Origin of the sequence: Paenibacillus sp. J31TS4, assembly GCF_018403265.1 — a bacterium.
Classification (GTDB): Bacteria; Bacillota; Bacilli; order Paenibacillales; family NBRC-103111; genus J31TS4.
The window spans coordinates 1,773,686-1,797,436 of sequence record NZ_BOSI01000001.1 but is presented as its reverse complement, the minus strand read 5'-3'; the positions used below and the strand labels follow the sequence as shown (position 1 = coordinate 1,797,436).

General features: G+C 50.1%; 23 protein-coding genes and 2 pseudogenes. 16 read left to right on the top strand and 9 right to left on the bottom strand.

What is annotated here, in order from left to right:
• Positions 1 to 124 precede the first annotated feature (124 nt).
• The 3 genes from KJS47_RS08410 to KJS47_RS08400 are packed head-to-tail and all read right to left on the bottom strand — an operon-like array spanning position 125 to position 2,077.
• A complete protein-coding gene (locus KJS47_RS08410) occupies positions 125 to 766 on the bottom strand; it encodes a protein NO VEIN domain-containing protein (RefSeq protein ID WP_213524440.1) in 642 nt (213 codons plus the stop codon).
• Positions 759 to 1,601 carry a zinc ribbon domain-containing protein gene (locus KJS47_RS08405; protein ID WP_213524438.1) on the bottom strand — a complete coding sequence of 281 codons (843 nt, stop codon included), beginning with the start codon at positions 1,599 to 1,601 and terminating at the stop codon, positions 759 to 761. Before KJS47_RS08405 ends, KJS47_RS08410 begins: the two co-directional genes overlap by 8 nt.
• 50 nt (positions 1,602 to 1,651) lie before the next feature.
• Positions 1,652 to 2,077: a very short patch repair endonuclease gene (locus KJS47_RS08400; RefSeq protein WP_213524436.1), complete on the bottom strand. Its 426-nt coding sequence runs from the start codon at positions 2,075 to 2,077 to the stop codon at positions 1,652 to 1,654.
• A gap of 316 nt (positions 2,078 to 2,393) precedes the next feature.
• Between KJS47_RS08400 and KJS47_RS08395 the strand changes: the two genes are divergently transcribed.
• Together KJS47_RS08395 and KJS47_RS08390 are read left to right on the top strand one after the other, a co-directional pair.
• Positions 2,394 to 2,600 carry a hypothetical protein gene (locus tag KJS47_RS08395; RefSeq protein WP_213524434.1) on the top strand — a complete coding sequence of 69 codons (207 nt, stop codon included), beginning with the start codon at positions 2,394 to 2,396 and terminating at the stop codon, positions 2,598 to 2,600.
• A gap of 67 nt (positions 2,601 to 2,667) precedes the next feature.
• Entirely contained in the window at positions 2,668 to 3,534 is an 867-nt protein-coding gene (locus KJS47_RS08390) for a hypothetical protein (RefSeq protein ID WP_213524432.1), read from the top strand.
• Positions 3,535 to 3,575: 41 nt separating this feature from the next.
• On the opposite strand, the gene KJS47_RS08385 is transcribed toward KJS47_RS08390, so the two are convergent.
• The 3 genes and pseudogenes from KJS47_RS08385 to yhbH form a co-directional block, all read right to left on the bottom strand.
• The gene (locus tag KJS47_RS08385) at positions 3,576 to 4,676 is read right to left on the bottom strand and encodes a DNA cytosine methyltransferase (RefSeq protein ID WP_213524430.1); all 1,101 of its coding nucleotides are present in this window, start codon (positions 4,674 to 4,676) and stop codon (positions 3,576 to 3,578) included.
• Positions 4,677 to 5,009: 333 nt separating this feature from the next.
• Positions 5,010 to 5,924 (bottom strand): annotated as a pseudogene (locus KJS47_RS08380) (SpoVR family protein); the annotation flags it as partial.
• Complete coding sequence (gene yhbH / locus KJS47_RS08375) at positions 5,921 to 7,078, bottom strand: sporulation protein YhbH (RefSeq protein WP_213524428.1); 1,158 nt, start codon at positions 7,076 to 7,078, stop codon at positions 5,921 to 5,923. The gene yhbH and the pseudogene KJS47_RS08380, both read right to left, overlap by 4 nt.
• A 102-nt stretch (positions 7,079 to 7,180) precedes the next feature.
• On the opposite strand from yhbH, the gene KJS47_RS08370 reads away from it, so the two are divergent.
• Complete coding sequence (locus tag KJS47_RS08370; protein ID WP_249716175.1) at positions 7,181 to 7,531, top strand: glyoxalase; 351 nt, start codon at positions 7,181 to 7,183, stop codon at positions 7,529 to 7,531.
• 119 nt (positions 7,532 to 7,650) lie between these two features.
• On the opposite strand, the pseudogene KJS47_RS08365 reads toward KJS47_RS08370, so the two are convergent.
• Positions 7,651 to 8,043 (bottom strand): annotated as a pseudogene (locus KJS47_RS08365) (hypothetical protein); the annotation flags it as partial.
• A 91-nt stretch (positions 8,044 to 8,134) separates the two neighbouring features.
• Here KJS47_RS08365 and KJS47_RS08360 point away from each other — a divergent pair.
• The 11 genes from KJS47_RS08360 to KJS47_RS08310 all read left to right on the top strand — a co-directional run bounded on the left by KJS47_RS08360 (position 8,135) and on the right by KJS47_RS08310 (position 20,550).
• A complete protein-coding gene (locus tag KJS47_RS08360) occupies positions 8,135 to 9,013 on the top strand; it encodes a phosphotransferase family protein (RefSeq protein ID WP_213524426.1) in 879 nt (292 codons plus the stop codon).
• Positions 9,014 to 9,195: 182 nt separating this feature from the next.
• On the top strand, positions 9,196 to 10,659 hold the full coding sequence (locus KJS47_RS08355; protein ID WP_213524424.1) for an arylsulfatase: 1,464 nt from the start codon (positions 9,196 to 9,198) through the stop codon (positions 10,657 to 10,659).
• A 30-nt stretch (positions 10,660 to 10,689) separates the two neighbouring features.
• On the top strand, positions 10,690 to 10,950 hold the full coding sequence (locus KJS47_RS08350) for a hypothetical protein (protein ID WP_213524422.1): 261 nt from the start codon (positions 10,690 to 10,692) through the stop codon (positions 10,948 to 10,950).
• 56 nt (positions 10,951 to 11,006) lie between these two features.
• Positions 11,007 to 11,849 (top strand): hypothetical protein, encoded by an 843-nt coding sequence (locus KJS47_RS08345; protein WP_213524420.1) that lies wholly within the window; start codon positions 11,007 to 11,009, stop codon positions 11,847 to 11,849.
• Between the two features lie 248 nt (positions 11,850 to 12,097).
• A complete protein-coding gene (locus tag KJS47_RS08340) occupies positions 12,098 to 12,688 on the top strand; it encodes a hypothetical protein (RefSeq protein WP_213524419.1) in 591 nt (196 codons plus the stop codon).
• Between the two features lie 107 nt (positions 12,689 to 12,795).
• The gene (locus KJS47_RS08335) at positions 12,796 to 13,644 is read left to right on the top strand and encodes a GNAT family N-acetyltransferase (RefSeq protein WP_213524417.1); all 849 of its coding nucleotides are present in this window, start codon (positions 12,796 to 12,798) and stop codon (positions 13,642 to 13,644) included.
• 231 nt (positions 13,645 to 13,875) lie between these two features.
• The gene (locus KJS47_RS08330) at positions 13,876 to 15,423 is read left to right on the top strand and encodes an FAD-dependent oxidoreductase (protein ID WP_249716171.1); all 1,548 of its coding nucleotides are present in this window, start codon (positions 13,876 to 13,878) and stop codon (positions 15,421 to 15,423) included.
• Positions 15,424 to 15,495: 72 nt separating this feature from the next.
• Positions 15,496 to 17,004 (top strand): glycoside hydrolase family 172 protein, encoded by a 1,509-nt coding sequence (locus KJS47_RS08325; RefSeq protein ID WP_213524412.1) that lies wholly within the window; start codon positions 15,496 to 15,498, stop codon positions 17,002 to 17,004.
• 24 nt (positions 17,005 to 17,028) lie between these two features.
• The gene (locus tag KJS47_RS08320) at positions 17,029 to 18,642 is read left to right on the top strand and encodes an extracellular solute-binding protein (protein ID WP_213524411.1); all 1,614 of its coding nucleotides are present in this window, start codon (positions 17,029 to 17,031) and stop codon (positions 18,640 to 18,642) included.
• Positions 18,643 to 18,686: 44 nt separating this feature from the next.
• Positions 18,687 to 19,634, top strand: a complete 948-nt coding sequence (locus KJS47_RS08315) for an ABC transporter permease (protein WP_213524409.1) — start codon at positions 18,687 to 18,689, stop codon at positions 19,632 to 19,634.
• 13 nt (positions 19,635 to 19,647) lie between these two features.
• Positions 19,648 to 20,550 (top strand): carbohydrate ABC transporter permease, encoded by a 903-nt coding sequence (locus KJS47_RS08310; protein WP_213524407.1) that lies wholly within the window; start codon positions 19,648 to 19,650, stop codon positions 20,548 to 20,550.
• 76 nt (positions 20,551 to 20,626) lie between these two features.
• Here the strand turns inward: KJS47_RS08310 and KJS47_RS08305 are convergent, their stop codons facing one another.
• Positions 20,627 to 21,442: an AraC family transcriptional regulator gene (locus KJS47_RS08305; RefSeq protein ID WP_213524405.1), complete on the bottom strand. Its 816-nt coding sequence runs from the start codon at positions 21,440 to 21,442 to the stop codon at positions 20,627 to 20,629.
• A 186-nt stretch (positions 21,443 to 21,628) separates the two neighbouring features.
• Positions 21,629 to 21,976: a VOC family protein gene (locus tag KJS47_RS08300; RefSeq protein ID WP_213524403.1), complete on the bottom strand. Its 348-nt coding sequence runs from the start codon at positions 21,974 to 21,976 to the stop codon at positions 21,629 to 21,631.
• A 291-nt stretch (positions 21,977 to 22,267) separates the two neighbouring features.
• Here KJS47_RS08300 and KJS47_RS08295 point away from each other — a divergent pair, with 291 nt between their 5' ends.
• Together KJS47_RS08295 and KJS47_RS08290 are read left to right on the top strand one after the other, a co-directional pair.
• Positions 22,268 to 22,897 (top strand): 3-keto-disaccharide hydrolase, encoded by a 630-nt coding sequence (locus KJS47_RS08295; protein ID WP_213524401.1) that lies wholly within the window; start codon positions 22,268 to 22,270, stop codon positions 22,895 to 22,897.
• A 271-nt stretch (positions 22,898 to 23,168) separates the two neighbouring features.
• Positions 23,169 to 23,744, top strand: coding sequence for a TetR/AcrR family transcriptional regulator (locus KJS47_RS08290; protein WP_213524399.1), 576 nt, complete (start codon positions 23,169 to 23,171; stop codon positions 23,742 to 23,744).
• Positions 23,745 to 23,751: the final 7 nt, after the last annotated feature.

Here is a 23,751-nt window from a genome sequence, read left to right as displayed (position 1 = left end):
GAATACTTTCTCTGTGGCCTGCTGTAATGTCGATTAGGATTGAACCGCTCACATTCTTCTTTGCTCTGTCCTCATATACAATTGTGTTTCATAGATTTTAAAAATATGCCAATAAAAGTATATATTAAAATGAGCCAGCATAATCGTTTAAGCAGATCTCCCCCTCTTCAAGCACGAGTATTTGGTTTGGTGATAACTCTAAAATGAAATTGCAAGGTTGGACATAAACGGAAGGACTTTGGAACAACTTGGTCATATAATTGAAAGGTATAGATAGTGTAGAGATGGGGTTTTTGATTAAATAACCATGAATTTTCTTTGACTTATTACAAATCTTAATGAAAAAAATATAGTATGAATCACCATATAAATTTGCTTTTATTAATTCGTTGATCGATAAGTAAAAACAATTCGACGTATATGTTGTTTTCACCTCAATGTACATCCGACTATCTCCAGTCGACGCCTCTAAATCGTATCCTTTCCAACTGTCTTTCGTAACGTTTTTAACGTCCGAATAGTGGTGTTTTAAGTAACTCTCAGCCACCTTTTCGCCAAATACACCGATTCTCAGCCGTTCCGTAACCCAATTAGGTGTTTCATGATCTTCTTGGGGTTGTTGAAGGGTTGCTTTTCCGATGTTTTCTGTATAGATTTCATAAAGGGGATCACATGGTTCCGTTTGGACAGCCAGAACCGATGAGGACTTTGTAATAACAACAGTTGACAGGGAGGATTCTAAAGAATAGATTGAAATTTTATCCATATATAGAATCCTTGCTCCCACATGATTTGCAAATCAACCATTTATTTTCAGATTCGTCATAAGAATATTGGGCTAATACCCAGTAATTCGCACTGTTTTCGTAGCTGTTGCCACATTCAGAGCATCGTATAAAGTTTTGCTCCCGTGTAGCTTTGATATCTAGCCAAGTCAAACCCCGTTGGTCAAAAATACCCTCTTGTTTCGCACGTTCACCAATCTGGCGAAAATAGTCGCTGAAAGACTCTTTGCTTCTCTTTATGAGTATTCGCGGGCTTCTCTCAATCAAGGAAGAAAGTGAGTTTGTGACTTGTATAGGTCTCCCACCCAATAGTAATAAGTTTAGTCGCTGGTCATAATGTTCAGGACTAATTTCTGCTAATTCTTCAAGCGTAGAACCATATTCATAAGCCAGCTCAAATGAGAAAAGTTTTAAGTCATCATCTTTAAGCAGATGACGGATCCTAGTAATCTCACTCACTTTTAAAGGCTTCGCTTGACGTGATTTAATCAGATCTTCTTTTACAAATTTAAATATTTTGAGCAAATCAGGATCAAAAGAAAATGAAACGTTATCCATCTCTTGAATATGCTTGAAAAAGCGAATAAATGAATCTGTTTTTTGATTTACTGTGTTAGTAGAGTTGTCGACTTTTAACAAATTTATATAAGTCTCCATTTCAGTGAGCGATATTGAAGTAATGTCCAAATAGTGAGCTTCAAGCAAAGCCAACAGATCAGATTTGATTTTCGCTTGTCCAGACCGCTTAGTTGAAATATATGAACTAAGCCATTTCCTGTTATTTTCTGTCAATTTTGCAATCCGAGAATCATTCATCCGTTTTATCTCCTTCTATGCTCTGAACGAAATGAATATAATGCACACACCTATTTAGCTTTGTTTTTACTTTTGTCGATAAAGTCAATAATTTTTTGAATTGTATAATCAAAGTCATTTTTTAGATCGTGTTCCCAAATGCGTAGAAGATTCCAGTCTTCTTTGAAATAGTATTGATCAACTTCATTATCTCTCTCTTTGTTTCGATTTATTTTTGCCATCCAAAACTCTTCATTAGTCTTAGGGATGCTTCGATGTTCTTCACATCCATGCCAAAAACAAGAATCAATAAAAATAACGATTTTATATTTTTTTAATGCAAAATCAGGTTTTCCGAATAAATCTTTAACGTTCTTACGGAGCCGTACACCATGATGCCACAATGCCTTTGAAACTTGAAGTTCAATTTTTGTTGCTTTAGACCGTACGGCCTGCATGTTTTTCCGTCGATGCTCTTTTGAATGAATATCTGCCATTTTAATTCACCACCTGTTATAATAGTAAGCATAATGCGTTATGTGACTTATACAAGTGAAAAATTGTTACAATAGGGGTGAAAAAATGTTTAAGTGTACATGTGGTGGCATAATGATTGTAAAAGAAATTGAGCCATATCCACCTCTAACCTCTCAAGAGAAACTGAGTTATGATAGAAAATGTACGGTTGAATGTTCAACCTGTAAGAAAATTATAACAGGACAAAAATACGATTAACTGCAAAACAACTAACTGAGCACCATGATCCTAATGTTGGATTTGTGGTGCTTTTTTTAAAGGGAGGGGAAATAACGAGTGAAAAAATATATTTTATCAACGACAGAGCAACTGCGATTATGTGTATCAAACGATGTGGTCGTAGAAGTAATGATTGAGGGTGAGATCGACTATATAGGCAAGATGACTAAGGTTACCGATGAGATAGTCGGTATCCGTGATGGTTTCTATTTGCGTAGAAATTGTATTATCCGTTTAAAAAGTAAAAAAAGAATAAATAAGTAATTTAAAGGAAACCCAGAGTTAGTTGCCGAAAAAATAAGGTCAGCTCTTACACAAACGGAGGATACCTATGGATGCTGCTATAGAAATATATAAAAAGATTGGTGCATTAACAAAGACCGATGCGGGATACATTGGAATAACTAAACTGTTCCTTGAGTTACATAAACTCTGTCACTATACTCTAGAGTCGAAAGATCGTACACCGCTAGTTTCTCGAATTCCTGGTAAACAATATTTTGTCTTTCGAAATGAAAGAAAGATTTCTAGAGCCATTAATACTGAGTTATATATTGAAGATGAGGAATTTATAGAAAAAACCATAAATTATATTATTCAAGATCAACTAGAGTACACAGATGCCACCAACATTACAAAAGTTCTTTACACTTTGGCAATTAGCTTTTGTGCTGTCATCGATTTATCGAAGGATGGGGATCAAAAAACACCTGGAACATTTTTTGAATATTTTTCATGTCACTGGTTTGCCATTATGCTAAAAATTCAGCCACAAACATCAATCGACGTATTAAATCTCGATATGAAAACTAGTCTTACAACCGATTATATTTTTGACCTGGGAACTAATCGCCCTAAAATACACATGCCTGTAAAAACGTCAACTCGGGAGCGTGTCATTCAAGTGTGGGCACACCAACGTGTTCTAGACGGTGTATACGGTACGGGAAGATTTTTGGGAATGCTCGTTTGTTTATCTGAGACAAAGACGAATAATAGACTACTCGATGTGACGGAAATATGCCTTCCTGACCAATGGCGTTTGTATCAAATGTTTATCTCGCAGATGTATAGAATTTATTATTTAGACACGCCGGTAAAGTATATAGCGTTGAACAACATTTTTCCGCCGATATATGTAAAGCCACTCGGTGAGTTCTTTTACGAAGCAAGTAGGCTATTTGAAAAATACCAATAAAACAAAACCGGATTACTAAATTAGCTAATCCGGTTTTTGTTTTATTCTTTTCCTGCAGCCACTTCTTGAAGATTTTTTTGCAGAATGACACCATCTTCTATCATTAAACTTTTTCTTATTTCAATGCCGATTGATTTTGCAAGAAGGGGAGGCACTGCATTACCGATCTGGTGACGAATTTCGTGTCTTGTTCCATGAAAACGATATTGTGGAGGAAATCCCTGCAAAAGTGCAGCTTCCCTTGGCGTAAGGGGACGATTCTGGAGTGGATGGCCATAACGACCACGTGTAAAACTATCGAAGCCTCCAGTAATGGTGGGAGCCTGTCCGTCCCATTTTAGGCGGCCATATACATCGGTCCAACCACCTTTTGTCGGATCCGCTTTTTTATGACACTCCAGGCGGAACTCCCACGGAATGTCCCGCCAACCGCCGCCCTGTGAGACGAATGAAAACCGCTTGATATTGATATTCGTTACGTTGGCCCGGTAGTGATTCGGAAAATCTGGATGTTCCTCTTTTGGATTTTCTGGAGGTTCCGGAAGGCCTGCGAGGACTTCTCCAACAGTTTTCCACTTTGTTACTGTGGGCTCGGGTATTGTAAACGGAGCTGATAAATTTTTATTTTTGCCGACTATGATAAACCGTTCTCTTGTTTGGGCAAGTCCGTAATCGGCTGAATTATAAATATGAGGATACAAGATATAATCCTGTAATTCTTCCTTCAACGCATCGATAAAATATTTTCCTCGTTTTTGACCAAGCATAGCGACGTTCTCCAGCATAAAAAACTTGGGCTCAAGTTCCTTGACAAGCCGAACATATTCAAGCACAAGCTTATTTCGTTCATCATCGCCAAGATGAGCACCTTTCTTTTGCTTGGAAAACCCTTGGCAAGGCGGTCCTCCCGCAAAAAGATCCAATTCTCCACGTCCTAATTTTGTGTAGTTCAGTAAAAAGTCCCCGGTTATCTTGGAAGCATCGGCGACAAAACAATTGTCAGAAAGATTATTTTGGTACGTCAATACAGCGGGCTCATTTAAATCAAAAGCGGCACCGATTTTAAAACCAGCATCATGTAAACCTATTCCGAGACCACCGGCTCCGCAGAATGATTCTATGCATATGTAGTCCTTTGTCAAAGTTAATTCCTCCAAGAAGCAAGTAGTTACACCTTTAATAATATCATAAAAAAAACGCGTCGAAAAATCGCGTTTTTAACAGCTTGTATGGTATTGACGAATCAAGTCGCCTAGCAGGCGATTTGGTAATGCTTCTTGTTGTATGTGCGATGGGTGAATGCTGCCCAATACATTTCTGCTTGATTTCCTTCTACCCTCTTCTGTTTCTTCTATTTGGATATCGAATGACCGTTTACATTGCGACCCATTGATTACTATAATAATGCTAACATAATGTACGGAAAGGAGCGAAGGCTTCAAAGGAGTGGTCCACATAAAAGCTCCTTTGTGGACGGACGCCCAGCCTTCGTTCATGATCTTGGTCTCCATCTGCGGCCAGAAGTACAGCATCTCTTCCCGCAGCATGGAGAGGATGTCGCGCTGCCATTCCTTCAAGTAGGGCGCATACTGCTGGATGAACCAGAGCAGGTCTTTGTCCGGCACCGCCGGGAACTTGTGAGGATCCGCCTCCTCCTCGTCGTCATCCGGACCTCCATCCAGCTGCCACAGGTCGTCGTAAGGCGTCGCCGGCTTCCGGGCAGCGGCCGCAGACGGACCGCTCCGCCGCCCGGCCGATCCGGAGGCTGCTTTGCCTCCGGAGCCGCCTGTCTGCTTGCGCCCCCCGGCTTCCCCGCGTCCGGCTGCCCCGTAGCCGTCCGTCCCTTCACGGGCGTCCCGCTCGGAAGACTCCCGTTTGTACCGGTGGATGAGGCTCGGGTCGACGTGCTCCTGGATGGCGAGGACGGCATCGAGGAACGCCTCGACCTCCTCCGTTCCGTATTCAATCTCATACTGCCGGATCCGCTCGGCGGCCGCCGACATCGTCTCGACCATCGACCGGTTCGTGCGGGAGAAGCGGGCGTTGTTCTTGAAGAAATCGCAGTGCGCCAGCACATGCGCCACGATCAGCTTGTTCTGGATGAGCGAGTTGCCCTCCAGGAGGAATGCGTAGCACGGATTCGAGTTGATGACGAGCTCGTAAATTTTGCTCAGGCCGAAGTCGTACTGCATCTTCATCTTGTGAAAGGACTTCCCAAAGCTCCAATGGCTGAACCGCGTCGGCATGCCGTATGCGCCGAACGTATAGATGATGTCGGCGGGACAGATTTCGTAGCGCATTGGGTAGAAGTCCAGGCCGAAGCCTTTGGCAATCTCCGTAATCTCGTCGATCGCATATTCGAGCTGCTTGATGTAGTCCGCGGTCGTCATGCGCGCGCCACCCCCGTTTCCTTTTTGGAGAAGAACGTCTTGAGGGCTTTGTACACCTCGCCTTTCTCGCGGATGATGCAGTGCTGAAACTTCTCGTTATGGATCTGCCGGAAGGCGGACATGAGCGTGCTGCTCCGGTTGTACTGGTTCACCTCGCCGTAGCCGAAGAAGTTGGCGCGCTCCAGTATCTTGCCGATCAGCTCGACGCACTTGGCGTTGTCCGAGGTCAGATTGTCGCCGTCCGAGAAATGGAACGGGTAGACATTGTAATGGGCAGTAGGGTACCGCTTCTCCATGATGTCCAAACACTTCAGATAGGCCGAGGAGCAGATTGTACCACCACTTTCGCCCTTGGTGAAAAACTCCTCCTCGGTCACTTCCTTTGCCTCCGTATGGTGGGCGATGAAGACGATGTCGACCTTCTCGTACTTGGAGCGGAGGAACCGAGTCATCCAGAAGAAAAAGCTGCGGGCGACATACTTCTCAAAGCTGCCCATCGACCCCGACGTGTCCATCATCGCCAGGATGACGGCATTGGAATGAGGCTTGCGGACCTCCTCCCACGTCTTGAACCTAAGATCGTCGGGGGAGATGCCGTGGATGCCGGGCTTGCCGGCGTTGGCGTTGCGGCGCAGGTTCTCGATGATCGTCCGCTTCTTGTCGATGTTGGCCATCAGGCCCTTCTTGCGGACATCGTGGAACACGATATCCGTCGTGGTCAGCTGGTCCTTCTGCTTCTGCTGGAGGTTCGGCAGCTCGAGCTCCTCGAACAGCATCGTCTGCAGCTCCTCCATCGTGATCTCGGCTTCGTAATAATCCTCGCCGGCCTGATCGCCGGCGCCGTCTCCCTTGCCGGGCTTGCCGTCCGCCGGATCGCGGCCGAGCACGTCCCCGACCTGGCTGTCGCCGTCTCCCTGGCCGACGTGCTTGGCTTTGTTGTAGTTATACCGGAACCGGTACTCGTCGAGGCTGCGGATCGGCACCTTCAGAATTTGCTTGCCGTCCGACATGATGATGCTCTCCTCGGTGACGAGATCGGGGAGGTTTTGCCTCAGAGCGTCTCTAACCTTTTGCTGGTGGCGGCTTTGGTCCTGGTACCCCTTGCGGTGCAGCGACCAGTCCTCGCGGGATACGATGAACAGCGGTTCGGTCACTTCGGTCCCTCCTCGGCGCAGACTGCGTAGTTCTACCAATATATTCAGCCGGCCGTTTCTTATGTGACCGACTGTCCGGCAGGACAGGGCAGGAAATGGGGCGTGAATAGGGGGCTTGTTGGTGCCGAGGGGTTTCAAGCAGTACATTATTTAGACGTGGCGGAACCTCACATTTGTTTATATCGTGATCAAACCGAAATCATTTTAACGAAGACAAACGGAAAACGAGTCCTGCCAAATAGAGAATTATACGGGTATGGGTATGATGCTTACTTTATTACAAGAGATCAAGAAATGCTTCAGGACGAATTACAAAATTCTAATGTTAAGATTGTCCGTCCCTTATCAAATACCGATTACAGCAATAAAGAATTTGTGATAGAAGACATCGACGGAAGATGGATAGCGTTTGGAATTAAGTCAGTGAACGATGATGCTGCCACAGGTGACTAACCCTTGTCTTTTTTCAAGGTTTATTTGTCTGAACGGGAACGGCAAGGTTCGGGGCCAAACTCTATTCATTTGCCCGACTCGTGGGGAGCTATGCCGTCGTAGGTCATATGCCGCCGAGTTTGAAGGGCTGTCAAGAAGATGATTAGAACGGTCAACACGCCAACCGACCATCCTGATAGGATTAATAACCTTTTTGGCAGCTTCTCCCCCCAGGAAGTTACGAGAGCCAAAGCAAATAAAGAGGCCAGGATCGCCAAGATAGCCGTGAAGTCAATTCCCATGGTATATAACGCATATAGAAAAGAGGATCCTTCCTTTAACGAATCACCAAAGCCTGCTACATCTTGCACAGCTTGTTTTGTCGTAAGTCCTATTGTTGATCCCCATGCCCAAAGCGATTTTAATATCGCATACGGTAGCAGCGCTAGAGCGGCAGCATAGCCCCATCCTTTAGTCAAATAAGGTTTGTCAGCAAGGTCTAACCTCATAGGTTTCTCATGTTTTAAGCTCATAAGACATCCTCCCTTCTCTTTTATAAAAGGTTTGAAGGCCCTTTTGTTTCCATTATTGTACAATACTTTCTAGAAGGAGGCAGGAGAAGAGATGAGCAAATTACCGGCTATTTTACGCGAGTTCGGGCTGGAGGCGGCCGCTGTCCACCCCGTCCCGGACTCCCACAGCTCGGAGGTCTATCGGGTCGAGCTTCGTCAAGGAGGAGACGTCTATGTCAAACTCCCGTTCAACCGCGAAAAGGTATACCGCGAGCAGGCGATGCTCGGCCGGCTCAAAGGGCGGCTGCCCGTGCCCGAGGTACTCGGCCTGTGGGAGGGTGACGAGGAGACAGCGGGAGCGCTTCTCCTCTCCCCGGTGCCCGGTCGGCAGCCCGCGGGCGTCTTCTCGCCGGAGCTGGCGCACGACATCGGCCGCACGCTGGCGCGGCTCCACGCCGTGGAGATGCCCGGCTACGGCACGGACGGCCAGGCCGGCTTCCGCCCGCTGGCGCAGCCGGATTGGCGCGCCTACATCCGGGCGAACTTCGCCGTCCAGCTGGCCGAAGCGGAGCCGCTGCTCGGCGCGGAGCTGGCGGAGGCGTGCCGCGGCCGGTTTGAGGCGCTGTTCGCCGGGCTGCCGCCGCAGGACGGGCCATGCGCGGTGCATTTCGATTTTCGGCCCGGCAACCTGCTTGTGGACGGAGACCGGGTAACCGGCGTGCTTGACTTTGAGAGCAGCCGAGGTGGCTCGTCGGAGATCGACTTCACCAAGGTGGAGCAAGACATTCTGGCCGTTCATCCCGGCACGCGGGAGGCGTTCGCCTCCGGCTACGCGTCGGTCCGCCCTCTGCCGGATCTGGAGCGCATTCTGCCGTTCTACTCGTTTTACGAATCGGTCGGCGGAGTCGCCTGGTGCCAGCGGCGGGGCGCGGACAAGAACCGGGCGTTTCTCGAGACGAACATAGCGGCCCTGCAAAAGCTGCTTCTGTGACAGAAGCGGCTTTTTTCCTATTTCCGAATATCCTCTTAAGGGCAGACTGGCGAGTAGACATCCCGCAAAAGGAGGTGTATGGTAGAGAATGGAAAACGCTTGCAACAAGACTCCGCGCCAAAGAAAGCGTCCGGCCGGAAAGATCCGGCTTCTCACTTGTGGAGAGGGGAGACATCCAAACGATGAAGAAACCAAACGTGCTCTTGCTTATGACGGACCAGCAGCGCTGGGACACGCTCGGCTGCACCGGCAACCGGGTAATCGAGACGGCGAATCTGGACTGGATCGCTTCGCAGGGAACGGTGTTCACGCATGCCTACACGTCAACGCCTTCCTGCGTTCCCGCTAGAACGACCCTGCTGTCCGGGATGGACCCCTGGCATACGGGCGTGCTGGGGACGGGACGGATGGGAGGCGGCTTCGCCCATACGATGCCCGGCGAGCTGGCCAAGGGCGGCTACCAGACCCAGGGCATCGGCAAAATGAATTTTCAGCCGCAGCGGGCGCTGAACGGCTTTCACCATACGCTATTGGAGGAGTCGGGCCGCGTGGAGGACCCGGGCTTCGTCTCCGACTACAAGCGATGGTTCGATGAGCACAAAACCGGCGATTACGACATGACCGACCACGGCCTGGACTGGAATTCGTGGATGTGCCGGCCGTTCCATGCGCCGGAGTTTCTGCATCCGGTCAATTGGACGGCGAGCGAGGCGATCAAGTTCCTCGACCGGCGGGACCCGACGATGCCGTTCTTCCTCAAGATGTCGTTTGCCCGTCCGCATTCGCCCTACGACGCGCTTCCTTACTACTTCGATCTCTATATGGACAAGGAGCTGCCAAAGCCCTATGTCGGTGACTGGGCCTCGGTGCACGACGTGCCGGAGGATGCGGCGAGTCCGGACGCGTGGCGGGGCAAACGGAGCGACGAGGAGATTCATCGGGCGCGGGCTGGCTACTACGGACTTATCCATCATATTGATCACCAGATCGGGCGGGTGCTTATGCATCTGAAGAAACACAAGCTGCTGGACAATACGCTGATCCTGTTCTTATCGGATCACGGGGATATGCTCGGCGATCATCATCTGTGGCGCAAAACCCACGGTTATGAAGGAGCCTCCCATATTCCGCTCATCGTCCGGCTCCCGAAAACGATGGAACGGCAGGTACGCGGCAGGGTCGAGGAGCCGGTCTGCCTGCAGGACATCATGCCGACCATTCTGGACGCGGCCGGTTTGCCGATACCGGAGACGGTGGACGGCCGCAGCCTCCTGCCGATCATGGAGAACGAAGCGGCGCCTTGGCGGGACTATGTGCACGGCGAGCATAGGACCTGCTATTCGGAGCTGCAGGAGATGCACTATTTGACGGACGGCCGCTGGAAGTACATCTGGCTGCCGCGGGCCGACAAAGAGCAGCTGTTCGATCTTGAGGCCGATCCGGGCGAATGCCGGGACCTCGCCTCGTCAGCGGAGCATGCGAAGGAGCTGGCCATGTGGCGGAAGCGTCTCGTGGCCGAGCTCGAGCCGCGCGGCGTAGGCTTGACCGACGGCGAGTCGCTCGTCTGCCAGGCCGGCCGACCGCCGATCGTCTCACCGCACTACCAGGAGCGCATCGACCGTTGGCACCGGGAACGGCTGGCGTAATCGGGAACCGAGGGATGGAGGCGGGAGCAGATGGCGAGCTCAGACAAGGACAAGAGGGATCGGGCACAAGCGGAAGCGGTGTATACAACCGCCGAGGTTATAACGACGAACGTGTACAAGGTCAGCCCGGAGCAGAAAGAGGAGCTTGACCGTCTCGCAGAGGAAAGAAGGAAGCGACTACACCAGGAAGCGATTCTGCGCATCCGCGAGCGGTACGAGGAGCGGGTTAAGGAGATCCGACAGCAGCGGGAGAGAGACGGAGAAGGCGGCACGCTGCCGGAGAAGGAATGAAGAACCGGCAATGGCGATATCATACTTACCATTATTTGTGTTAAGGGGATGAGGGTATGAATTTGAGTGAGCTCTCAAAACAAATCGAATTGGGTAGGTTTGAACGTCTAGTTAGTGATTCTTTATCTGAGATGTTTCAAAACGCGAACGAAATAGAAAGTCGGTTTAATCAGGTAATCACTGTCCCGATTAACCTTTCTGAAGAAAAGGGCTTTGAAATACTCGAGTTATATTACACAGCATCATGGTTCCATATTTTTGAGATAGTAAACGTTCCACGTAATGCAAGTATCTTTGAGATAGGTGCAGGAGATACAGTTTATATTCCAAAAGCAATGAACGCCTATTCTTCGGGGAATGGTGGAAACTATGTTACTGCCAATTTAAATAAAGAACTTTCCCAAAGATTTCGTGAAAAGACAGAAGGGTTAAATTTAAGTATTCAAATTATCGAAGATGATGGTGCTAATATCTTGAATCACCTTAGTAAAGGGTCAATGGAAGTCATTGCATTCCACCATGCGATCAATGACATTATTCAAACAATCATCGCAAAGATCGAAAACATAGATACAATTAATAACAATTGGTGGGAGATTGAACCACAATTACTTAGTAAAGTTATGGAGTATCACAATAGCGGAAAATTAAAAATTGCTACATATGATGCTTTTGTCAGTTTAATCGATACGTGTAGGAAATTACTGAAGCCAGGTGGCTACATGGTCTTTGATAACTGTACATATGCAGGTTATGAGGCAATGGGTTATTCTTCGGAATTTCATAGTTCTTACATAAACATGGCGAGAGAATGGATTGAAGAAGCAGGTTTAGGATTAGAAGAAGTTGAGCTTAAGTCGTATGACAAAATGTGGTGGATGGTTCTGAGGAAACTATAAGGTCGGCCCAAAGGGCAGAGTATGGGGTTAAGCTGCTTTAACCCCTTTTTGTCATGGATAAGTATAGGAACTGCTTCCAAAGTAGGGCGGGCCTGTTTTGTTTTATAGATTTTTTCCAACTCCCAATTAGGAAGACATGGCTTATAATCAGGCTCCGAAGCTTGTGCACTGGGATAGGGGGAGGGCGAAAATGAAAACGAAGCGGCTAATCATAATCGACGGTATGCCGGGATCCGGAAAGACAACATGTGCACGCATGGTTTTCGGACCTGCTGAACGAATGGGGAATCGCCAATCGCTGCATTCTGGAGCAGCAGCCGAATCACCCCTTGTTCCTTCTTGACCGTACGTTTAACAAGGCGGACGAGCGGGAAGCGGACGAATTCATCAGCCTCCTTCAAGCGAAATATAGGACATTCGTGCAAGAGCAGCTGCTGGCAAGTCATGACGTGACCATTATCGAAAGCGTGATGTTTCAGGACACCATCAACACATCGTTTCACGGCGGGATGAACAAAGATAAGCTGCGAGGGTTCGCGCATTCCTTGCAGGACATTCTTTCTCCGCTCCATCCTTCGCTGATTTATTATTATCAAATCGACCCGGAAGCGCAGTGGAGGTTCATCTGCAGCGTTCGAGGCATGGAATGGGGACCGGTCTCCTTCAAAACGGACGAGGATTTTCGGGAGGCCGGCTTGCTGTGGAGAGGCAGCCAGGCGTTTGTGCGTGGACTCGTGGACGATTGGGACATTCCGAAGCTGGTTATCGAGAATGCGGATTATTTGTGGGCCGAGTACTGGCAGCGAATCGAGCAATTCGTTCGTGCCCAAGTCCGTTAGAGCAGGGGAGTTCGGAGGAAGAAGGACGAGAGCCCGCCTTGGGCTTCTCTTCATGGAGTGAGACAGAGGATTCTTTATCGCCGTAATAAGGGAGGAAGAAGAGAGCGATGACCCAGACCGATCTTCGGTACGAACGCTTCCGGAATGAAGAGTATGCCGCTGTCCGAGAATTAGTTAGTGGAGACGCCGAAGCCGGGGAGGATCTCCTGCGGACGCTTGCACAATACCCGGACTTGTTCGTGACCGCCTACAACGACGATAAGCTCGTGGCGATAGCCCAGATGAGCAAGCCCGGAGTCGTAAGCTATCTTACTGTATTCGTCGTTGTCCCGTTTCGCAGACAAGGAATCGGTACGGCTGTCGTCAAGCATGCGGAAGCCGTCTTGCGGGAGGGCGGAACCCAAACCGTCAGAAGCTCTTTTGTTACCGGGCATCCAGCAGCGCATGCGTTTGCGCGCAAGCTCGGGTATGACGACTATTTTTCTTCAGCTTATATGGAGCGGACCGGCGATCCCTTCCCTCCGATGGAGCTTCCCGCGAGGCCGTATACGGACGAAGACTATCTGGAGAGTCAGGCTATGTATGCCCAGGCGTTTCACGAAATGCGCGTCCGCGTCGGGAGCTTCCCCGATTCTGTCGTTGCGCATCCCAGTGAAACCGAACGCCGGGCATGGAGAGAGGATGCCGCTGACCATTTTGTCTGCGAGCGTAATGGGGAAATCGTCGCCTACAGCCACCTTTCCGGGAATGAAATCAGCAGTGTTTCCGTTCGTCCCGACGTTCAGGGGCAGGGGATCGGAAGAAAGTTTGTGATGTATTTATGCAATGAACTGTATCGGCGCGGCCATACAACCGTCAGCCTCTGGTGCGTCGTCGGTAATCCTGCCAGACATCTGTACGACAGCCTTGGCTTTACGGAGGGGTACAGCAAGCAATATATGAGGAAAAGACTGTAGGTTCGCTTAGCGGGACAAGTACCAATTTATTGGCCGGGCAAGCGCCGCGAGGAACTTGTCCGCGAACCGGGCTGTACGACTGTCGAGAACGTTTCGGCAGTCTTTTTTCATGTATGCCATGAAAGATTGTACATAACGAACTAAGAATGTGCATGTTCAACGGATAGCGGGATTCTATAATCTTAATTTGCAAGCAGTTATGGCAGGATGACGAAGTGAGGGGGGATGGCATTGTCAAGAACGGACTTACGCTATTATTCGCCGAAGGCCAAGTCGGAACAGCCGGTGACGAGGAAGGCCGATCTGTGTGTGTACGGTGGTACGCCTGCGGGAATCGCTGCAGCCGTTCAAGCGAGTCGAATGGGGTTAAACGTCGTTATTGCCGAATTCGGCCGCCATCTGGGGGGCATTACAGCAAGCGGCCTCGGCCGGACGGACTTCGGGAACAAGTCATCGATCGGCGGCATCGCCCGCGAGTTCTACGAAGCTGTCGGGCGGCACTACGACAGCAAGGAAGCCGACGGAACCGCCTGGTACATGGAGCCGCATGTGGCGGAGAAACTCTTCAGCGAGATGCTGGAGCGAGCGGGGGTTCCCGTCTACTTCGAGCAGCACCTGAAGCAGGTGGAGAAGCGCGACGGCAGAATTGTGCGGATAACGATGGAGAACGGCGACGCATACTGCGCGGGAATGTTTATCGACGCCTCGTACGAAGGGGATCTGCTGGCTCGTGCAGGCGTGTCCTATCATGTCGGCAGAGAAGCGAACGCGGTGTATCACGAGACGTGGAACGGCATCCAGTTCGGCTCTCCCCATCACACCTTCCGGGCGTGGGTCGACCCGTTTGTCGTGGAGGGCAAGCCGGACAGCGGGCTGCTGTACGGGGTGTCGGATGCATCTCCGGGTATTCAAGGTCAGGGCGACAGCTCGGTCCAAGCGTACAATTTCCGCATTTGTCTTACCGACACGGCGAGCAACAAGGTCGATTTTCCGCAGCCTCCGGGGTACGACCCCGCCAAGTTCGAACTGCTGTCCCGCTATATTCGCGCAGGCGTCTGGGATGTGATGCGGCTGCATTGGCCGATGCCGAACGGCAAAACCGACTTGAACAATTTCGGAGCCGTCAGCACCGACTTTATTGGGATGAACCACGGCTGGCCGGACGGCGATTACGCGGAACGGGAACGTCTCTTCCAGGAGCATGTGCACCATAATCTCGGGATCCTGCACTTCCTTGCCAACGACGACAGCGTACCGCTATCGATTCGCGAGGAGGTCAGCCGTTGGGGCTTGCCAGCTGACGAGTTCCTCGGCACCGCCAACTGGCCGCATTCCTTGTATGTTCGGGAAGGCAGACGCATGATCGGGGATGTGGTGATGAACCAGAATCATTGCTTGCGCTATCGCGTGGAGGAAGATGCGATCGGCATGGCCTCTTACGGGATGGACTCGCATAATTGCCGCCGCCTTGTCATCGACGGACGCTGCGTGAACGAAGGCAATGTGGAAACCGGGTTAAACGGCCCGTATCCGATCTCGTACCGGGGGATCGTCCCAAAAGGAACGGAGTGCACGAACTTGCTCGTACCAGTCTGTCTTTCTTCCTCGCATATCGCTTACGGCTCGATTCGCATGGAACCGGTCTTCATGGTTCTGGGTCAATCGGCGGGGACCGCCGCTGCTATGGCCCTTGAAGGGAGCGGAAGAGCCGTTCAAGACGTCGATTACGGGACGCTTCGAACAAGGCTGCTTCAGGACGGACAGCTGCTTTCCGTATGAGTCTGAGAAGACTTGGCGACGAATTTATGTAAACGTTAACACACCCATTATTCAGGAACGGAGATGGAAACCATGACCTTTACGCTGCCGGATTACGAATACCAGTCTCAGCGAGTTACTGTACACAAAACGGTGCATTCGGGACAGTGGAATACACTGGCGGAGATTGACGGCCCCGGTATTGTTAAGCATCTATGGGTGACAATTTCCACGACTGCCAAGCAGTTGAGCCGCATGTGCATCCTTCGCATCTATTGGGACGACGAAGCGTTTCCGAGCGTAGAAGCTCCGATAGGCGATTTTTTCGGTTTGCCGATGGGGATGACCGGGAGCGAGTACCAGCTGGACAGCTGCTACTTGCACATCTTACCGAAGAACGGATTGAATTGTTATTTTACGATGCCATTCGCCAAAAAAGCGATTATCCAATTGTACATCGATCCTGAAGTGCCTTCCCAAGATATTTATTTTCAATGCGACTATGAGAAATGTACAGATGGCTTGCCAGAGCGATGGGCTCAGCTCCGATTTCATGCCAAGTACAGAATGGAGTCTCCCACCGATAGCTACGGGCATCGGTACGTGGTCATGGATGCGCAAGGAGAAGGCTACTTGATTGGAGCGACGTTCGGGATCCGAGCGGCATCGCATCAGCAGGACTCCTGGTATCATGGCGGCGGGGATCTGATCCTGATCGACGGAGAGAGGCACCCGCATCTGATGCACGGCATCGGGGCGGAGGATTTCTTTGGCCATTCCTGGGGGACAGCCCGCTCCTCCCACCTTTACATGGGAAACCCGTTCTGCCAGACGCTCGATACCGACCATAAATCCTTTGTGAACTTGGTGCTGTACCGGTTTTTTGCCCAGGACCCGATTCGTTTCAAGTCTTCCATCACCATGCAGCTGGGAGCTATGGGGGCGTGTATTTCGAGCGTCGCTTATTGGTACCAAGACGAACCCCATCGCGAATTTTACAAGCTTCCTGGAGGGAAGGACCTATGGCAGGAAAGCTTGGCTCGGAGACTCTCCGGCGACGTCCTTCCGGAGTATATGCATACGTGGAATGTATACGGACCGGTAAAGGACGAAGACCCGAATCCGTTTGACAAGACGCACGAAATAGAGAAAAGTCAGGACTTGTCGCTGACGACGGACTACCGCGTTTCGGATAACACGATAATGCCCGTCAGTTGGAAGACGCTGAACGCTCCTAGAGGATTCATGGATTTCCATGTGTGCATGCGGCCTCATGTACCGAGAATCAATTACCAGACGCAATGCTATGGATTCGCTTACGGCTACATCACCTTACGAGAAGCTTTCGAAGGAACGATCCGAGTCGGGTTCGACGATCGAATGAGGCTGTACGTGAACGATCGAGTAGTCTTGGATGAAACTCATGGAAACGGTTTCGAAGTTCAGAAAGTTCCAATTAGCTTGACCTCAGGAACCCATAAGATCTTGTTCAAACTATCGAATATGCATAATAACAATTTCAGATCGTGGGCGTCCCATCTCGCCTTCTTCGATACAGCCGGCCGTTTTCGTGAAGACATGATCATTCAAGCGCGTGATTGATACCCAAAAATGGAGGGGTAGTCCATGAAGCGTAAAACAGGGTTAGTTATTCCGTTGGCGGCCATGTTAATTGTCAGCTCTGCCTGCAGCAGAGACGAGAGCAAACAAGAACCGGGGAAAGAAACAAACAAGCCATCGAGCAACGTAAACGAGAGCGGGATGCCTATCGTGAAAGAGCCGGTAACCCTGCAATTCATGACCGGCCGATTTTCCGGAAATGCGACGGATTATAATGACGTTCTGATTTGGAAGAAATACGAGGAAATGACCAACGTCCATATTAATTGGGGCTTGGTTCCCTTTGAGGGGCTAACCGAAAAACGAAATCTGGCACTGGCAAGCGGAAGCTACCCGGAAGTCTTTTATACCGCCAGACTTTCAAACTCCGATCTGAACAAGTATGGAAGCCAAGGCGTCATTCTTCCTCTTAACGATTTGATCGATAAGCATATGCCCAACCTGAAGGCTTTGCTTGACCAATACCCTTCCATCAAAAAGGGGTTAACGTTTCCGGACGGTAAGATTTACTCGGCACCAACGATCTACTCACCGGACTTTCAACTTGTCCTCAGCAACGAACGGCCTTGGATCCGAAAGGATTGGCTAGCCAAGCTGGGGATGGATATGCCGAAAACAACGGATGACTTCTACAACTATTTGAAGGCGGTTCAATCAACGGATCTGAACGGGAACGGAAAAGCGGATGAGATTCCGTACAGCGACCCCTACAAACTGTCCGGCTTGGTCAATTGGCTCAAAGGTTCGTATAACATCGGGAACAGGGGGGGCCAGCACCAATTTGTCGATGTGGATCCGAAGTCGAACGAACTCCGCTTTTTCCCCATAGATAACAACTACAAAGAGATGCTTCAATATATCAACAAGCTTTACGCTGAAAAATTAATTATGCAGGATGTATTTTCCGTTGACAGAGGGAAGTTTAAATCCCTCGGCGATGCAATAGGCAGCGCGGTCGATCCCGATCCGGTAGCGGAATTTGGCCCCTCCGGCGAGAATTTCGCCCCTGCCCCGGTTTTAGTGGGACCGCACGGCGACCATCAATGGGTTTATCAGGTTTCTCCTTTGGCCGGGATGGGCGGATTCTCCATAACGGATAAAGCCAAGGATCCGGCTGTCGCTGCTCGCTGGATGGATTATTTCTATAGCGACGAAGGAGCTAAGCTGTTCTTCATGGGCGTTGAAGGGGTTACATTTCATCAAACGGCAGACGGTCCGAAGCTGATGGACATCATTACGAACAACCCTGGCGGCTTGTCTCTCGCGGAAGCCAGGAAGCCCTATTTGACATGGGGGGGAGGCGGGTATCCCGGCTTTGTGAAACAGGGTTATTTCGGCACGGATGCCAAATTGCCCAAATTGTCCGAGAAGCTGCTGGAGCCCGATCTCGCCAAGGATATTTGGCCGGCCTTTACCTTCACGGTCGACGAAGAGAAAAGGATGTCCGCATTGGCAGCCGATATCGAGAAATATGTCAGTGAGGCACGCGACAGCTTCATTACGGGCAAGACGCCTTTCTCCGAATGGGATAAGTACATCAGCACAATCAAAGGCATGGGGCTTGACGAGTATATGAAGATTCAAAAGAAAGCCTACGACCGATTTGCGGCGGCAAAATAACAACGCCAGTATCCCGTCAAACCCAAGTGGAGGGAGGCCGTTTCATGCAAACGGACAAAGCCCTATCCGTTGTCCGGGCGCCATCTCGCCTAAACAAGCTCGGCAAGAGATTCGTAAAGAACTGGCAGCTGTATATGTTTTTGCTGCCTGCCCTGACTTATTTCATCATCTTTCACTATATTCCGATGTACGGGGTGCAAATCGCATTTAAAGATTTTTTCGCCACAAAAGGAATTTGGGGAAGCCCCTGGGTCGGCTTCGAGCATTTCACACGGTTTTTCAAATCCTATTATTTTTGGCGCTTGCTCAAGAACACGTTGATTATTAATGTCTATCAACTGCTTTTGTTTCCTTTGCCGATATTGCTGGCGCTTTCCATCAATGAAGTGAAGAACGGGGCTTTCAAAAAATGGTCCCAAACCCTTACCTATGCTCCCCATTTCATTTCTACGGTAGTGATCGTCGGGATGCTTGTGGCTTTTCTCGATCCGAATACCGGGCTTATCAACAACATCATTGGGGCTCTTGGGGGAGAGCCTGTCCAATTTATGCAAAGCCCGGGATGGTTCCGACATATTTATGTGTGGTCCGGTGTATGGCAGCATCTGGGGTGGGGATCGATCATTTATTTAGCGGCGTTGGCGGGAGTGAATCCGGAGCTTTACGGTGTAGCCAAGGTAGATGGGGCGACCCGGCTGCAGTGCATCCGGCATATTAGTCTTCCCGCTATTTTGCCGACGATCGTTATCTTGTTAATCCTGGATCTCGGGCACTTCATGTCGGTTGGATTCGAGAAGGTTCTGCTTATGCAAAATACGCTTAACGCGGCAACCTCCGATGTCATCCAAACCTTTGTCTATCAAAGCGGATTGCTGAACGGGCAATACAGCTATGCAGCGGCGATCGGTCTGTTCGATTCGGTCGTCAATGTGATCTTGATTGTCGTCATGAATCAAGTGGCCCGGGCTACAAGCGAAAACAGCTTATGGTAAGGGAGGAAACGGTATGAATCGGTTCCTTTTATCTGATCGATCGTTTGAGACCATCAATCATACAGTGTTGCTTATCGTGGTTGCCCTTATCACCTATCCGCTTCTTTATGTGGCCAGTGCATCCATTAGCGATCCGGCAGCGGTAAGCATGGGGAGAATGTGGCTGTGGCCGGTGGAGATCACCTTTGACGGATACAAGCGAGTATTCGCAGACAATACGATATGGAGGGGCTATCTCAACACAACCCTTTATACTGCTGTGGGAACGGTGCTCCACCTGGTCGTCTTGCTGCCTTGCGCTTACGCCTTGTCCCGAAAGGAATTGATAGCAAAACCCCTGGTCTTGTGGATTATCCTGTTTACCATGCTGTTCAGCGGGGGCCTGATCCCGACATACTTGGTCGTAAAAGGATTGGGGATGCTGGATACGATTTGGGCCATGGTGATTCCCAATGTCGTAGGTGCCTGGTCGATCCTTGTCGCTCATGCTTTTTTTAAACAAACGATTCCGGAAGAATTAGTCGAGGCATCGAAAATAGACGGGGCTTCCTACTTTACCGTTTTTTTGAAGGTCGTTCTTCCTCTTTCGGCTCCGATCATCGCTACGATGGGGCTCTTTCATGCCGTCAGTTTGTGGAGCCAATACTTCAACGCACTGATCTATCTGTCGGATCAGACTATGTACCCTCTGCAGCTGGTTTTAAGACAAATTCTAATCACCAGCCAAATTGGCGACATCGGTCCGCAAGGCGGAACACATCCCGGCGAGATCGAATCGTTGGCGGAACAAATCAAGATCGCCTCCCTCATCAAGTATTCCGTGATGATCGTCGCCGCGTTGCCGTTGTTGCTTGTTTATCCATTTTTGCAAAGGTTCTTTATAAAAGGTGTGCTGGTAGGTTCTATTAAGGAATAAAGGTCGATTGGATTATACGGTAAGGGGCGGAGGCCGTCCTTCTATTCGTAAAAGCCGGTTTCCGTCCTCTATCGGATCATGGTGATGCCATGCTGTGCAGCTTGCGGTATTGCGAAGGATTCATGTTGCTGTAATGGGTAAAGACGCGGCTGAAATAAAAGCCGTTCTCATACCCGCATAGCTGTGCGACATGGTCGATCGTGTACTCGGTCTCGATCAGTAAGCGTATGGCCTTTTCCATCCGGATGGAAACCAAATAGTGAGAGGGCGCCATTCCGAACACACGCTGGAATCGTCTGCTCAGTTGGACCGGATGGATATGCAGGCGAGCGGCGATATCCTTCAGCCGAACATCGCGAAAGGCATGATGGTCGATGATCGCCTTCGCTTCCTTCATGAGCCGGTCTTCGTCCAGCAAGTTTTGCCTGGCCGTATGCTCAATCTCCATGCGGAACAGCATCCATATATCGTTAGCGTAGTGCTCCTGCCATTGTCTGTTGACCTTATCCGGCATACGGCCGAGCCGGTTCAGCTGCCGGTACGTATTGAACAGACGGTCCTGCTCGCGGGCGGTAAATTTGAATGAGTAAAGCCGCCTAAGCAGGTCTATCATTCTTGCTTCGGCATTAGGCTCGGCGGCTTCCGAAAATTGGAACAAAAAATAATGAAAAGAAAGTGGAGTCAGCGCCTTCCTCTGAAATTCGGCGTCCGGCGGACAAATGACGAGGTCGCCTTTCGTAGCTTCTCCCCGGATATTATCGATCGTATAGGCGAAATGCCCGTCTTCTATAGCAAACATCATCCAACGGAAATCGGTTGTGGTCGGTTTGACAAACTCTGGCTTTTCCCTCCAATAATCCTGGTAAATCAGTGAAATTGGATAGGTCCCCATATACGGTCCGCCCTCCGGAAGTACTTGTTGGCTGTCCTTATCCATACCTATTCGTTAATGCGCCTTGTTATCCTTTCGGCCGAATAGCCCTGATGCACTACGTTTGCTTCCTAGTGCTCCTCCTCTTTTGGATTCAACTACCAAGCGGTGATAGCTGTGCCGACTTAATAAAGAGATTGTCCTTTGTTACTTCTGCACGACGCAGAATTTATTCCCGTCGGGATCAGCCAAGACGATATAATCTGCACCTTCCGGATAAGTCCAATCCACTCGATGTGCGCCAAGACCAAGCAATCTCCTAACTTCTGCTTCCTGGTCCGTTGCGTACAGGTCTAAATGATGACGCTGGTGAGTTTGCGGATTCGATGAAACCTGGGTAATGGCTATCTGGACGCCTGGGCCTTCGATGGGAATCAATATCGCCCAATCCTTTGAAGGTTCCCGCAATGGTTTGTAGGACAGCGCCTCCGTCCAGAACTGGATGGCACGGGGGACATTCCGAACCCCCCACACAATGGAGCCTATCTCAAGCATTCTGTTACCTCCCTAATGTAGGTTAGCCTCTCTTTTTTGTTGCGGATTTAAATGCTAGTTCAGTAGTACATAACCCCAAATTTCTAACTTTATGCTAGCCAGGAGAAAAAATTTAGACGATGTTTGCGGTCGGTACAGCGATGACAGCTAGTGAGCGAGAGGCTTGTCTTCTACCGTGGAAGAAGCGAAAGGCGGGCTCGCTCAGTCGGCTTCTTTTTTTGACTAGTGACTCTCTAAAGCTCAGTGGTTTGTAGTAAACTTCTACTAGTTGGAAAAACGAGGAGGAAGACGATGAATTTGAAGACGATGAACACGTTGACAGAGGAAGAACAAACGCAAGGTTACCGTCTATTGTTTGACGGCAAAACTTTGAACGGCTGGGCGGCAACCGAGCATCCGGAGGAATGGATCGTCCAGGACGATCTTTTGGTTTGCAAGGGCGAGAGCACCGGGTATTTGTATACCCAGGAGCAGTTTGAGGATTACGTCCTCTACCTGGAGTACAAGACGGCGCCGAAGGCGAACAGCGGGGTGTTCTTCCGCTGGTCTGATCTTGCGGACCCGGTGAATACGGGACTGGAGATGCAAATCTTAGATACATACGAGCAAGAACAAATGGTGAAGAACAGCTCCGGCGCCTTGTATGATCTGGTCGCTCCTTCGTCCAACGCCGTTCGTCCGGCGGGCGAATGGAACCAAATCACGATTACTTGCGAGGGCAGTCGGGTCGAACTCACGTTGAACGGCACGATTGTCGTGCAAGCCGATCTCGACGAGTGGTCGGTAGCCGGGAAAAATCCGGACGGGACCGACAACAAGTTCAAGTATGCGTGGCGCGACATGCCTCGTTTGGGCCATATCGGGCTTCAGAATCATGGAGGCTACGCGGAGTTCCGCAATATTAAACTTCTTCCATTGTAGTGTCGACAGGCCTGCCGGCTGACCAACCAGGAATCCAAACGCTTGCTAACGGAACTCCGTCGTTGGAACGAAACCGGCCGCTCTCCCGGCGGGGAACGTTTCTTCAAAAAGCCGTCCTTTTAAAAGGGCGGCTTTTTTCTTTGATCGCTACCAACGGAGGATTGACGGAAACGGGGAATCTCTGTAGAGTGGAAACCAAGAATACTACATTGGTTTCCAGGGGCTCGTCTTAGGGCTGCTGTCCAGGAATACGGGAGAAAGGAGCCTGGTCATGAATGAAGAGCTGAAAGAGCGGATCGTGCAGGAGGCGGCGGACCTATTTAACGCCAAGGGGTACCGGAACGTCACGCTCAGCGAACTGGCGTCACGGCTCGGCATCAGCAAGAAGACGCTGTATCTGTCCTTCCGGGGCAAGGAAGACATTGCCGAAGCCGTCCTCGGCTTAACCATGCGCGCCATTGCAGACACGATCGCCGAGCAGAGGAAGCGGGATGCCGGCCCGCTTGCCAGATTGCGGGATGTCTTCCTGGGCATCAAGCAGGAGATGATGAAGCTGCATCCGGTGTTTCTGGAAGATATCCAGAAGGCTGCGCCCGCTTTGTGGAAGCGGGTGGAGGCCTTCCGCGGGCGGCAGCTTCTGTTCGTGGAAGAGCTTCTCCTGCAGGCGAAGGAGGCGGGAGAGATCCGAGACCTGGACATCCGCCTGGTTTCCGTCATCCTGCTGGATACTATTCAAAGGCTGATCCGGCCGGATTTTGCCGCCCAGCACGGGGTCACGATGCCTCATGTGGCGGATACGTTGTTCTCGTTGTTTCTGGAGGGGCTTCGCAACAATCCCGAGAAGTGAAGGAGCG

What these genes read in the sequence shown, in the direction of transcription:
- KJS47_RS08410 (WP_213524440.1), bottom strand. Translation starts at nt 766, where the DNA reads ATGGATAAAATTTCAATCTATTCTTTAGAATCCTCCCTGTCAACTGTT.
- KJS47_RS08405 (WP_213524438.1), bottom strand. Translation starts at nt 1,601, where the DNA reads ATGAATGATTCTCGGATTGCAAAATTGACAGAAAATAACAGGAAATGG.
- KJS47_RS08400 (WP_213524436.1), bottom strand. Translation starts at nt 2,077, where the DNA reads ATGGCAGATATTCATTCAAAAGAGCATCGACGGAAAAACATGCAGGCC.
- KJS47_RS08390 (WP_213524432.1), top strand. Translation starts at nt 2,668, where the DNA reads ATGGATGCTGCTATAGAAATATATAAAAAGATTGGTGCATTAACAAAG.
- KJS47_RS08360 (WP_213524426.1), top strand. Translation starts at nt 8,135, where the DNA reads ATGAGCAAATTACCGGCTATTTTACGCGAGTTCGGGCTGGAGGCGGCC.
- KJS47_RS08355 (WP_213524424.1), top strand. Translation starts at nt 9,196, where the DNA reads ATGAAGAAACCAAACGTGCTCTTGCTTATGACGGACCAGCAGCGCTGG.
- KJS47_RS08350 (WP_213524422.1), top strand. Translation starts at nt 10,690, where the DNA reads ATGGCGAGCTCAGACAAGGACAAGAGGGATCGGGCACAAGCGGAAGCG.
- KJS47_RS08345 (WP_213524420.1), top strand. Translation starts at nt 11,007, where the DNA reads ATGAATTTGAGTGAGCTCTCAAAACAAATCGAATTGGGTAGGTTTGAA.
- KJS47_RS08335 (WP_213524417.1), top strand. Translation starts at nt 12,796, where the DNA reads ATGACCCAGACCGATCTTCGGTACGAACGCTTCCGGAATGAAGAGTAT.
- KJS47_RS08325 (WP_213524412.1), top strand. Translation starts at nt 15,496, where the DNA reads ATGACCTTTACGCTGCCGGATTACGAATACCAGTCTCAGCGAGTTACT.
- KJS47_RS08320 (WP_213524411.1), top strand. Translation starts at nt 17,029, where the DNA reads ATGAAGCGTAAAACAGGGTTAGTTATTCCGTTGGCGGCCATGTTAATT.
- KJS47_RS08315 (WP_213524409.1), top strand. Translation starts at nt 18,687, where the DNA reads ATGCAAACGGACAAAGCCCTATCCGTTGTCCGGGCGCCATCTCGCCTA.
- KJS47_RS08310 (WP_213524407.1), top strand. Translation starts at nt 19,648, where the DNA reads ATGAATCGGTTCCTTTTATCTGATCGATCGTTTGAGACCATCAATCAT.
- KJS47_RS08305 (WP_213524405.1), bottom strand. Translation starts at nt 21,442, where the DNA reads ATGGGGACCTATCCAATTTCACTGATTTACCAGGATTATTGGAGGGAA.
- KJS47_RS08300 (WP_213524403.1), bottom strand. Translation starts at nt 21,976, where the DNA reads ATGCTTGAGATAGGCTCCATTGTGTGGGGGGTTCGGAATGTCCCCCGT.
- KJS47_RS08295 (WP_213524401.1), top strand. Translation starts at nt 22,268, where the DNA reads ATGAATTTGAAGACGATGAACACGTTGACAGAGGAAGAACAAACGCAA.
- KJS47_RS08290 (WP_213524399.1), top strand. Translation starts at nt 23,169, where the DNA reads ATGAATGAAGAGCTGAAAGAGCGGATCGTGCAGGAGGCGGCGGACCTA.